The 11,542-nt window shown below is 28.5% G+C and carries 11 protein-coding genes; 3 read left to right on the top strand and 8 right to left on the bottom strand.

Annotation, left to right across the window (positions count from 1 at the left end; genetic code table 11):
• Nucleotides 1–200 precede the first annotated feature (200 nt).
• The 6 genes from OM075_RS23155 to OM075_RS23130 form a co-directional block, all read right to left on the bottom strand.
• Complete coding sequence (locus tag OM075_RS23155; protein WP_301192940.1) at nt 201–725, bottom strand: hypothetical protein; 525 nt, start codon at nt 723–725, stop codon at nt 201–203.
• Between the two features lie 204 nt (nt 726–929).
• A complete protein-coding gene (locus OM075_RS23150; RefSeq protein WP_301192939.1) occupies nt 930–1,589 on the bottom strand; it encodes a DUF3226 domain-containing protein in 660 nt (219 codons plus the stop codon).
• Nucleotides 1,564–2,616, bottom strand: a complete 1,053-nt coding sequence (locus OM075_RS23145; protein WP_301192938.1) for an AAA family ATPase — start codon at nt 2,614–2,616, stop codon at nt 1,564–1,566. The genes OM075_RS23150 and OM075_RS23145 overlap by 26 nt, the downstream gene beginning before the upstream one ends.
• 109 nt (nt 2,617–2,725) lie before the next feature.
• Nucleotides 2,726–3,007 (bottom strand): DUF7678 domain-containing protein, encoded by a 282-nt coding sequence (locus OM075_RS23140; RefSeq protein WP_301192937.1) that lies wholly within the window; start codon nt 3,005–3,007, stop codon nt 2,726–2,728.
• Between the two features lie 94 nt (nt 3,008–3,101).
• Nucleotides 3,102–4,061, bottom strand: a complete 960-nt coding sequence (locus OM075_RS23135; RefSeq protein ID WP_301192936.1) for a hypothetical protein — start codon at nt 4,059–4,061, stop codon at nt 3,102–3,104.
• A gap of 62 nt (nt 4,062–4,123) precedes the next feature.
• Nucleotides 4,124–4,675, bottom strand: a complete 552-nt coding sequence (locus tag OM075_RS23130; RefSeq protein ID WP_301192935.1) for a helix-turn-helix domain-containing protein — start codon at nt 4,673–4,675, stop codon at nt 4,124–4,126.
• Between the two features lie 1,488 nt (nt 4,676–6,163).
• On the opposite strand from OM075_RS23130, the gene OM075_RS23125 reads away from it, so the two are divergent.
• The 3 genes from OM075_RS23125 to OM075_RS23115 are packed head-to-tail and all read left to right on the top strand — an operon-like array spanning nt 6,164 to nt 9,046.
• Entirely contained in the window at nt 6,164–7,132 is a 969-nt protein-coding gene (locus OM075_RS23125; protein WP_301192934.1) for an ABC-three component system protein, read from the top strand.
• Entirely contained in the window at nt 7,119–7,343 is a 225-nt protein-coding gene (locus OM075_RS23120) for an ABC-three component system middle component 6 (protein WP_301192933.1), read from the top strand. The genes OM075_RS23125 and OM075_RS23120 overlap by 14 nt, the downstream gene beginning before the upstream one ends.
• A complete protein-coding gene (locus tag OM075_RS23115; protein ID WP_301192932.1) occupies nt 7,334–9,046 on the top strand; it encodes a DUF2326 domain-containing protein in 1,713 nt (570 codons plus the stop codon). The genes OM075_RS23120 and OM075_RS23115 overlap by 10 nt, the downstream gene beginning before the upstream one ends.
• Before the next feature lie 401 nt (nt 9,047–9,447).
• Here OM075_RS23115 and OM075_RS23110 read toward each other — a convergent pair whose 3' ends face one another.
• Together OM075_RS23110 and OM075_RS23105 are read right to left on the bottom strand one after the other, a co-directional pair.
• The gene (locus tag OM075_RS23110; RefSeq protein WP_301192931.1) at nt 9,448–9,924 is read right to left on the bottom strand and encodes a hypothetical protein; all 477 of its coding nucleotides are present in this window, start codon (nt 9,922–9,924) and stop codon (nt 9,448–9,450) included.
• 142 nt (nt 9,925–10,066) lie between these two features.
• Nucleotides 10,067–11,035, bottom strand: coding sequence for a virulence RhuM family protein/type II toxin-antitoxin system death-on-curing family toxin (locus OM075_RS23105; RefSeq protein ID WP_301192930.1), 969 nt, complete (start codon nt 11,033–11,035; stop codon nt 10,067–10,069).
• Nucleotides 11,036–11,542 lie beyond the last annotated feature (507 nt).

Raw genomic sequence — 11,542 nt, 5'->3', positions numbered from 1 at the left:
AAAAAAAAACTTACCCTGAGCGCGCTTTTCAATGAAGGAAGCGGGGTAAGTACGTTGGTACAAATATAACATTAATTTTCTTTTACACAAAAAAAGATTTTGGGATTAAAAGAAAAAACATGAAGCTAAACTAATGCCAATATAGTCTCCTTTTGTGAGACTATTTTAATCTAAGAATTGGATTCGCGGTTGTGACTTATTTAATAATGTTTTATCATACTCTTCTTTATGTTTTCGAATTCTTTCGCTTTTAAATTTTCGTTCTTCAAAATATTCGTAACCTTGTCTAATTTGTTTTTGAATATTCCTGAACTAATTCTATATGGATTAATCGAAAACCTAAATTGAGCTGAATCCTTGTCAAAAAATACATATTCTGAATTAATCAATAATGACTTTAATCTATTGAAATGTGTATCGTTTAATTGATAAAATAAATCATCATCAATTTTTTCGTACGAGGTCACAAAAACAATTGAAAATCCATTGTTAAAATAATGGTCAAATGGGTCGATGTAAATTAGAAAGTTGTAGCTATTGTATTTACCATAAAACACTTTAAAATCATCAATAATTTGTGCAGTAAAACCCGTTCTAATAAGGTTACGAAATCCATATGAGTTTGACCATCTTCTTGCTCTAATTATTCTGTATTTTTTTGATTTTAAATAAAGAATAAGAAACAGAAGACAGACAGGAATTAATATTGTTAATATGAGTTTCATTGTCTAAAGTATTTCATTAAAACAGCAAACGGATTTTTATTAAATCACATAGCGCGGTTCCTGCTGCTTTTTATTATTCATTGTCTGGACGAATGTCTCCATTTATCTTCCAATATTCATATATTACTTTATTTCTGGGTTTTGTGAGAATGTAATTAGTAGACTATCTTTAGCAAATACACACTTAGCAATCTAAACAAAAAATTATTTAGAAGAATACTCATGTAAAAAGTCTTTTAATGGATTCAAGGCAATATTCCCAATATCCCAATGAGATTTATTTGTATAATCCCTATGTTGTTCCTTTGCTTTTTCTCTACCGGAATTGCTATCTGGAAGGAGTACTGTGCAATATGTATGAATTTTTGCCTTTTTTGCAGGAATTGTTAAACCTTTGCCAACTTCAACACTTTTCCTTTCAATACACTTCTCAAAACCGTTCCAGCAATCAAAAATAGGTGTATTTTCTTTCGTGATTATTTGTTCAAGTAAAGTTTCCAGGTCACCATTACTATTATCATTTGGGAATAGAAAAATTTGACTTTCTCCGATGTGTATATCTAATGCACTTAATTTTTCTATTATTTCTTTTTTCCTACTTTTAACTCCTCCATTTTCTTTTTCAGGAGTATCTGCATCAAAAATAACAAGTGGTTTAATCCCATTAAATTTACATTGTATAAATTCGTTAACCGAATCCTCTTCAAATATATTTTTCCATCCACCACAGTTGTGTATGTGTTTCTTTTCTAATGTAATTTCAAAGGTGCTTTTTATGTAATCTCGAATGAATTTATCATCAGCAATACCTTCAACAAATATCTTTATATTTTCCATATTACCACCCCCGAATTTCATTGTCATTCGTAATCATTTTTTCCAAGCTTTTTCTATCGTAGGTTAAAGCAATATGGGACTGATCTTCGTTTTTTTCAATGCGATGTATTTTAATATCACCTTTTTGTGAAGCGAATGTGATCGTTTTTAATATTTCAGCATTATGTGTAGTGATAAATAGCTGAACATTATATTCATTACTAGCATTTATAAGATGTTCCCAGATTGTACTAAGAATACTATGATGTAAGCCATTCTCTATCTCATCAATTAAGCAAACACCGTTTTCAGTACTGATTATAGCTAAGATTATTCCAAAAAGTTTAACAAATCCTTCTCCCATTGATTTTAGGTTCATCGATTTATCTAGGCCATCTAACATGAAATATATGTCACCCTCAAGAATGAAATATTCCATAATTCGTGGTTCTATTTCCTTTAACAAGCTTAGCACTTTTAATTGAAATTTTTTTGTCATCATCGCATCTTTTGCCAGTTCTAAAACATCATTAAATGTTGCACCAGTTGGTACATAAAGAACTGGGATGCTCTTAATATTTTTAGCAAATCGATAATCAATGGAATCATCAGATTTTCTCTTAACCATTAAGCTAAATATATCCGATTTAATTGTGTAATCCCTGTTATTTTCAATTTTATCACAAATAATACGTACTCCATTTACAGGTAAATCTACTCCGCTCTCTTTTATTATATTACCATCTTTAATGTCTCCATTATAGGCTTGTAAACAGACAAATGTATTAGTGCTGGTAGTGAGGCCTTCAACTATTGGATATATATTCAGATTGGACTTAGGAAACAAAAATCTAAGATCGTCACCTTTTTTTATTGCAGCACTTCTCACATTATAAATATCTTCAATGCTTCTAGGATCCCCTTTTTTGCATAGGATATACAAAGCGTCTAGTATCGTACTTTTACCTCCATTATTTTTACCAACAATAAAATTGATCTGCCCTAAATTTTTAATAGTCAAATCATTTATGCCCTTGAATTCCTTTATATGTAGTTTATCAAATACCATCATCATCGATTTTCCAATAATCAAAAATAACTAAAATTACACAACACTAGTTCTTTTCGTCAATCATCTGCTTTTTTGATCTAAGCAATTCACTTTTTATTTTGTGATACTTGCGTTATTTGAGCCTGCATTTCAATAATCTCATTACTTGATTATAATATATAATATTTTCTTTCGATGGTTTTTTTATCCATTTCTTGTCATATATGAGTACATAGTTTTGTTTAAATCTACCATATATTTCAAGTTTTATTACTTTTCCGTTAGTTATACCATAGCCTCCGTTCGTGTTATTAACTATTGCTTCAAAAGCAAATGTATTTCCTATTCTACCGGATATATTTTTACCTTCTGACAATATGGAATCTACTTTTATTTCAACTTCTTTTTGTTTCATAACATTATTTTTGTGCGTGAAAGTATATTTATTAAGTTCTATTACTTGTGTTTTATGGAATTTGATTAAGGAAAGACTTCTAATATAGTTTCTTTTACTCAAGCTCCGCAATAAGTTTTTCTAAATCACTTTTTGTTCCGCTGAATATTTTCGTTCCATATTTTATATCTAGACCAAGTTCTAAGATTTCTCTCTTACGTTGTTTGTCTGCAAATAATATATTGGCTAAAGGTAAACCAGTGGCAATTCTCATTATATCTATTTGGTCATTAACTGTTTCCTTTTTGTTATAAAGAGAAATAATTGCACTTAAAGATGTTCTAATATCTAATGTCGGGATATTGTTAAATCCATTCTTTTTAAGTTCTGAAATCAGTTGTACAGTTTCTTTTCTTTTAAATTTGTGTTTATTGGTTAATTGAAAAATCACTTGGTCTACCCAGTATGGTACATCTCCTGACTCAAACTTAACTCCACTTATGAGAATATGTTCTTCGTTTAATAAGTCATTAAGTCTCATTATAAATTCCGAAACATTTATTGATTTTTGAGCAGAAATAACATGTTTTTTTGTTTTTATATCTATCTTTTCATTTCTTGCTATTTTTCGAATTTCATTAACCTCTTTAGTTGCCTCTTTTATCTTAAGGTCAAGTTCTATTTTATTATCAATGAAAGCGTTAATATTTTTTTCTTTAGAAAGTATATCTCCTTTAATCTTATCATAAAGATAAGTTTTTAACGTAATATTATTCTTGCGGATTAAGGAAGAAATTAATTGAGAAGTAATGAAAAGCTCTGGTTTAAAAGAAAAGCCTCCCGAAAATTTACTATATTCCTTATCTAATCGAATTGCTTTATTCTCAGTTTTTTGTACAGTTTCAAAATAATGTTCAGGAGATAACGGACAAATAACATTTCCACTTTCAAAACCTTTGGCAATCAATTCCTTTATTTTATTCCATTCTGCATTATTTGATTCAAATAATCCTACTGATGCAAATTGGTCCAAATATATAATTAATTGTTTATTCTTATTAATTACTGATATCATTTAATAAGTATTTATATGTATCCATACTTGCGTTTTATGGAACTGTTTATTTTAAAAATTACTTAATTGTCTCCATAAACATCCAAATCCATATCAATACTTACATCATTAATTCTAACCTTCTTTTTGTCTAAAAACGTAAAAGTTCCTGCTCCATTAGCAACTTTATCAAATGGAACAACGAAACCATCTTTAGAGCCACCTAAAACCAATTTTGCAGAGAAATCAGCATTTTTAAATGTAAATTTTCTGTTTGGAATATCCACAAAGAATCTATCAGAGTATATTGCAACTTCCCAATCTTCTACCCCGTAATGACCAGGAGAAGTATCGTTTAATTTATAATCCCATTCCTGGCTATTTGAAAGTTCATCAATTAATTGTTCCCTAATTTTATCTAATTTCATACTTGTGAGTTTTAGTGATTCAATTGATTTTCCTAGTTGTAAAAATATTTTTTCAAGACTATCCAAGGAAATATTTTGTTTTCCTTTTTCTATTTTAGAAAGGTCACTCGCATCAATATTACATGCTTTTGCTAGATCTTTCTGAGTCATGCCTTTTTGTACTCTTATTGACCTGACTTGTTCTCCTATATTTGCTTTGTAATCCATAGTGTTATAATAATACAAATATAATTAAAAAGGGGATATATCCCTATTTTAATGTGAACATATATCCATGATATGGATACACTAATCTGAATATTGGAAATTTTGAATATATATGAATTTTAATAACCGTAATATGCATATTATGAGGTGTATATGTAATTCCAAATATTAGATTGATATTTAATTATATTGTTGATAAAAAAAGCATTTTGGACAACTTTATCATAAAATGAATCTGCGTAAATTACTGTAGTATAATGTTATATGATTTAATTTATGATAATTTTTGTTGTAGTTTATAAGTATTTCTTGTAACAAGAAATAAAGCTATTTATCTTTGAACAAAGGATTTAACTCAAAAAATCAAAAGTGATTTTTTTATTTCTGTTGAGCTTATTAGTTTAGAAATGTTCTAAATAAGTGGTGTGATTTTGATTATTTGGAAAAAATGGCAAATCTTTACACCTCGGACACGATAAAACATTCGTTTGATTTATCCATTATATGCAACTATCTATCAAGGGTAGTGTGTTTAGATGGCAAAGAAGAGAAAGGATGAAATTATAAAAGCTCAGTATTTGGAGATACTGGGCTTTTCTTTTTTTAAACGAAACGAAACAAACGGACTTAAGGATAATGGGTAGGCCCTGTCTCCGTAAGTACGGGGCAAAATCAAACACGTTTTATTATGTCTGAATATCGCGTTCGAAACGGTAAGACTGAAAAACTAGTGTACTGTAGATACAAAACCGTAAATGGTGTACGTATCTATCCAAAGAAAGCTAAGTTCTTTCGTTTTTGGGTTCCAGTAGACTAATTTATTAGATCAAACACCGAGATTGCAATGCTCCAACATTCCAATCTAAAGTTACCCGTAGCTCCAACTACGGTTTTTTTTATATAACTAAATTTAAAGGATTTTGTTTCATTTTGCAATCTTTCTTTTCTCAATAAGATTTCGGTTTGGATTTTTAAATTAGATAATCCGGTAATTATGAAAAGAACAATATTATTTTTATTGACTTTTCTTGTTTACTTGAAAAATCTCAATTTATCCAAGGTAATTTGAATTCTAATCGTAATCTTGTTTGTATGGATTTGAGGAGACTATATTTGAGGATTTACGCAATGAAGATACTCATAAAAAAAGACCGCTAAAACCTTTTAGAAATACATATTCTTTTCCCTCCTTTTGTGAGACTCTATTTTTTTTAATAAAAATGACTTTTTGTATAATTTACACGTTAGATTATTGGACTATATAACATGAATACCTATTTTAGTAAGTTTTGTAAAAGTAGATAAACACCTACAAGCATTTATTAATAGATAATTATTGATAAGTGTTGATAGCTTGATATTTAATAGAATTAAAAAGAAATGTACCTTTATACACGTTTTAACCTAAGCAGGAAGAGACACCAGAGCGTAGAATATAGATACGAAAACATTTTAAGTATATTTGCAAAAAATAAACAATAAGAAGATATGAATAGAAACCCTTATTTTGATTATATAGACGAAAGACTTCATGTTTTAGCTAGAAGGATTGAAACGAGGGGCAAACTGAATATGTTAGACTTACATTTACATTCAGAAAACTTCTATATGCATTTTTTCAATTTATTGTATGGTTATCAGCTTGAAAATTTAAATTCAAAGATGCAGAATGTTGAAGCAATTGATTTAATAGACCATACTAATAAAGTAATTATTCAAGTATCTGCAACTTGCACTAAGCAAAAAATTGAATCAGCTTTAACAAAACAAATATTGAATAATTATAAGAATTATGCATTTAAGTTTATTTCTATATCGAAGGACGCATCTAACATAAGAAAAAATACTTTTAAGAATCCTTTTTCATTAACATTCATGCCTAGCTCAGATGTTTTTGATATTACTTCTTTGTTAAATGATATTTTAAGTAAGAAAGCTGAAGTAATAAAGGTAATATACAAATTCATAAAAGATGAACTTGGCGGAGAAGTTGATGTGGTAAGACTTGATTCAAATCTTGCTTCTGTCATAAATACTCTTTCTAAAGAGAAATGGGATGAAACTAATGAAGGTGAATCTATTAATAGCTTTGAAATTGAGCGAAAAATCACACATAACGAACTTAAAGATTCAAAAGAAATTATTGATGAATACTGTGTCTTTTATAAGAAAGTAGACGAAAAATATTCTGAATTTGACACTTTAGGAGTTAATAAAAGCTCATCAGTACTGAGAAGTATTAGAAAAGAATATCGTAATCTAAAAAACTCAGGAACTCCAGATTTCGTTTTTCAGTCGGTTGTTGAAAAGGTAAAAGAAAAGATATTGGAAAGTCCTAATTTTGAAAGAATTCCTATTGATGAATTAGAACTTTGTGTTGACATTCTTGTTGTTGATGCATTTATACGATGTAAGATTTTTGAAAACCCTCAAAATTATAACTATGCTACTTCCTGATAATATTCATCCTGAAAATAGTATCTATTATAATGGTGCACTAGTATTACAAATTCTTCAAAAAAAGAATGGATTAGATATAGTTAATCTTTATCAAGAAGTAAAACAATTGAAGATGTTAACTTTCTCTGTATTTATTCTTTGCTTGGATTGGTTATATATTGCAAACATTGCAGAGGTAAAAGATGGGAGGATTGAATTATGTTCTTAAAATCATTAACAATTACAAAAGGAGCGTCTGTAATTAGAGATATCGAATTTCGTAAAGGAATTAACCTTATTGTTGATAAAAGTGAAGGGAAAATTACAGGAAATAGTGTTGGAAAAACTACTGTTTTGAAATTAATTGATTTCTGTTTTGGAGCAAACAAAAAAAATATATGGGAAGACCCTGAGAATAAAAAAGAAGTGTATACCCTTGTAAAAAACCATCTAGTAAACAATGAAATATTAGTTACTCTTACTTTAACGGAAAATCTTGATGATGAATCTGCTCTTGAAATCGTAATAGAACGGAATTTTCAAAGTTCTAAAAGTAAAGTAATAAGAAAAGTTAATGGTGAAAATCTAACAGAAAATGAATTTGAACCAAAGCTTACTGAATTACTATTTCCAGAGCATTTATCAGATAAACCTACTTTGAGGCAGATTATTTCTCATAATATCAGATATAAAGATTTAAGTATTAATAATACTCTAAAAACATTAGATAAATATACTTCTGATGCAGAATATGAAACTTTGCACTTGTTTTTATTAGGTTGTGAGTTTACTAAGGGGAATAGTAAACAAGAATTACTAGAAAAAATAAAACAAGAAGATTCATTCAGAAAAAGACTGGAGAAAATTCAGACTAAATCAGCTTACGAAACAACACTTGCAATAATAGAAAACGAAATACAAGAACTTGACAAGAAAAAGTCAAATCTTAATTTAAATGAAAATTTTGAATCAGACTTAGATGCATTAAATCAAGTAAAATACAAAATTAATAGGCTGAGTTCAGAAACAAGTAAATTAAATATTCGTAAAGACCTAATAAATGAAACCTTATTGGAATTAGAAGCCTCTAGTACTACGATTGATACAAGACAACTTAATCAAATATATCAACAAGCATCGAAAGTTATAGGGAAACTACAGAAGTCATTTGAAGACATGGTGGCATATCACAACAACATGATTTCAGAGAAGAAAAAATTTATATCAAATGAACTTCCGGCTTTAAATTCTAAGATTGAAAATAACAATGTTCAATTAAATAAGTTATTAAGACAAGAAGAGGAATTGTCACAAATTATATCAAAAAGTGATTCATTTGAAGAACTTGAAGTCTTGATTGCTGAATTAAATGAAAAATATAGATTAAAAGGGGAGTATGAAAACATTGTTCAGCAGTTGAATGATGTTGAAGAAAATTTAAAAAGTTACAATGAAACCCTAGAGTCAATAGATGAAGAATTGTTCTCGGATGACTTTGAATCTACAGTTAAAGCACAATTAAATAAGTTTAATAAACACTTTTCTTCAGTGTCAGAACTATTGTATACCGAAAAGTATGCATTAAAATATGATAAGGTTAAAAACAAAAAAGGACAAAGATTATATAAGTTTAGTGCTTTTAATACAAATTTTAGTTCTGGAAAAAAACAAGGAGAGATCTCTTGTTTTGATATTGCTTACACATTTTTTGCAGACGAAGAAAATATTCCTTGCATGCACTTTATACTTAATGACAAGAAAGAATTGATGCATGACAATCAACTTGTTAAAATAGCAGATTTAGTTAATAAAAGTGACATTCAATTTGTGGCTTCAATATTGAAGGATAAGTTACCTGATGAATTAAATAATGAGGATTACTTTATTCTTGAACTATCAGAGGATAACAAACTCTTTAGGATTGAGGAATAGTGAGTGGACTGTTGTTTGCGGAGGTTTTGTGCAAGTAATTAACTATGTTTCTGTGCGAAAAGCAGTACGGTATTATGCGCTGGTTCATATGCACAAACCGTTGATAAAATGGTGGATTTGTGGAATGATGAATTTAAAATATAATCCTCCTTATGTGAGACTATATTAATCTTAGAATTCCTTTTGCATTTGTGACTTCTATTTTTTTAATTAAGTTTTAAGAAATCTATTATAAAAATATCGTTGCTTTATATTCCTGGTTGTAAACCCTACTGCATAAAACAAAAGAGCTGCAAAACTTTTTACGTTTGCAACTCTTGTATTTTTATTCACTCCTTAGTTATTTCATTATTTGCTAATTGGCCTACTGGGGGTAACTTCATCTCGTAGTGAAAGTTTATTTATATATCAGAGCCTATGGGTTTATAATACTTATTAGTAAATTCACATGGCAGGAGTAAAATCGGTTTTTGACCTTTTCGTAGTATTAAATTTTCCTTAAGCTTTACATTTAAAGTCATATAAGATAACATATTTAAATTTAACTTTTCATGAATACTATAACATATCTCTAATTCTTTTTTTTCAAATAAACTATCAACTTGACATGGATATTCTTCTAACTTAGGCAAATAGTATTTTAAATAAATATCATTAATAACTTCTTTCTCTATATCTATCTCAAAGATTATCCTTATTGATTTTTCCTTTGATAAATAATCTAATTCAGTTGTATTAAATTCAACATTCTCAAAAAGTACTTCAGGTCTCATATTAAATGATACTTTTACCTTATCATAATATTTAAAAACCCTTTTATTTTGGCAGCAACTATTAAGAGAAATACAAATTAAACAATAAGCTATTATTCTATTCATGGATGGCTTTTTCAATAGTTTTGGTTTTCTTCAAGCAAGTTTTTGTTTTGGTCCGATTTCTGATTAAATATTAATTTATAAGTTGCGTTTTCTGAGACTATTTTAAATATAAAAGGTACAATATAACCAGTAGATTGTCATATTACTTATTTCTGTTAAGAATACTTATTACCAATTGCTTTACAATATCTGATTCTTCGGTTTTACTTGTGGCAATAAATAACGTTAAGGCAGCAAGAGTATTGTTATCAATAATTGGCTGCCCATCCTCCTTAAGCAATACGTCATTTTGTTCTAAAAAGAAAACAAAACAAGCTGCAGCTATTCTTTTATTACCATCAACAAAAGAATGATTTTTTGTAATAAAATATAAAAGGTTGGCAGCTTTTTCTTCAATGGTCTGATATAAGTCTATGCCTCCAAATCCTTGACGAATCTGATTAATAGAACTATCAAAACTATTGTCTTTAGGTTTTGCAAACACATCGGACTCAAATTCTGAGTACATGTTGTTTATCAAATTTAAATAGTCCTTCTTGTTAGGATAAACAACCTCCTTTTTAGTTGTTCCAACTTTATCCAATTCTTCATGATCATAATCATCCAATAGAGCTAATCCTTTTGAAAAGATCTGAAAAACTTCTTTATTCTGCTCATTTGTGGCTTCTTCAAAGGCTCGACTGACAATCCTTATTCCCGTTTTTAAATATTCTACTTCCTGTTGTTTTTGTGTTAAACGTTTTTCATTAATAGCATATCCTTTTACAAGATAGTCTTTTAAGCGTTGTGTTGCCCATTGACGAAATTGTGTACCTCTTTTACTATTTACACGGTATCCCACCGATATAATCATATCAAGATTATAATGGTCAATAGATCTATTTACCTCTCTTTTACCCTCTTTGCGAACTATCCGGAATTTCCGGATAGTTGAATCTTTGTGTAACTCCTGGGTGTCATAAATGTTCTTTATATGTTCATTCACAGTACGAACATCCTTGTCAAATAACTCAGCCATTTGTTGTTGAGAAAGCCAGATAGTATCTTCTTCAAGCTTTACATTGATCTCGGTACCTGTATTGGTTTTATATATTTCTATTTTATTATCCATATTAATTCTTTGCTATACAGAATGTTGCTCTGTATTAACTCTTTTTAATTAATAACAATATGAAGTTTTGTTACTGATATTAAATAACAATAAGTGGATATAAATAACATATCTTCTTATTGTTTGCAAATTTTGTGAACTCTATTAACATTTCACATTCAAATATAACGTGAATCTTGATGAATTAAGTAATTTATAATGTAAGTAAAGAATACACACTTATATTTTATTACCAATATAAGTGTGACTTTTGCTCTATCCACCTCCTTTTGTGAGACTATTTATAATGTAAGTATGTGTGCACATTTGTGCTTATAATGTAAGTAACTATGCACACTTTTTTTCATTGCAATTTAGATAGGCAAATTTTGTCTATTTGATCAATCTCGTTATCCAGGATAAAACCTAATCCCTCTGAGGCATTATAAATAAAACCTTTACAAAACTTTGAATTTAACGTAAATTTATAATGGCTAATTTATATATAGATCAGAATCCTATAATTAA

Origin of the sequence: Plebeiibacterium sediminum, from assembly GCF_026013605.1 — a bacterium.
GTDB lineage: Bacteria > Bacteroidota > Bacteroidia > Bacteroidales > Marinilabiliaceae > Saccharicrinis > Saccharicrinis sediminus.
Note: the sequence above shows the minus strand (reverse complement) of the source record. Positions and strands in the feature narration are given on the sequence as shown.

Excerpts from the sequence above, each read along its gene's own strand:
- OM075_RS23155 (WP_301192940.1), bottom strand. The coding sequence starts at position 725 with ATGAAACTCATATTAACAATATTAATTCCTGTCTGTCTTCTGTTTCTT.
- OM075_RS23150 (WP_301192939.1), bottom strand. The coding sequence starts at position 1,589 with ATGACAATGAAATTCGGGGGTGGTAATATGGAAAATATAAAGATATTT.
- OM075_RS23145 (WP_301192938.1), bottom strand. The coding sequence starts at position 2,616 with ATGATGATGGTATTTGATAAACTACATATAAAGGAATTCAAGGGCATA.
- OM075_RS23140 (WP_301192937.1), bottom strand. The coding sequence starts at position 3,007 with ATGAAACAAAAAGAAGTTGAAATAAAAGTAGATTCCATATTGTCAGAA.
- OM075_RS23135 (WP_301192936.1), bottom strand. The coding sequence starts at position 4,061 with ATGATATCAGTAATTAATAAGAATAAACAATTAATTATATATTTGGAC.
- OM075_RS23130 (WP_301192935.1), bottom strand. The coding sequence starts at position 4,675 with ATGGATTACAAAGCAAATATAGGAGAACAAGTCAGGTCAATAAGAGTA.
- OM075_RS23125 (WP_301192934.1), top strand. The coding sequence starts at position 6,164 with ATGAATAGAAACCCTTATTTTGATTATATAGACGAAAGACTTCATGTT.
- OM075_RS23120 (WP_301192933.1), top strand. The coding sequence starts at position 7,119 with ATGCTACTTCCTGATAATATTCATCCTGAAAATAGTATCTATTATAAT.
- OM075_RS23115 (WP_301192932.1), top strand. The coding sequence starts at position 7,334 with ATGTTCTTAAAATCATTAACAATTACAAAAGGAGCGTCTGTAATTAGA.
- OM075_RS23110 (WP_301192931.1), bottom strand. The coding sequence starts at position 9,924 with ATGAATAGAATAATAGCTTATTGTTTAATTTGTATTTCTCTTAATAGT.
- OM075_RS23105 (WP_301192930.1), bottom strand. The coding sequence starts at position 11,035 with ATGGATAATAAAATAGAAATATATAAAACCAATACAGGTACCGAGATC.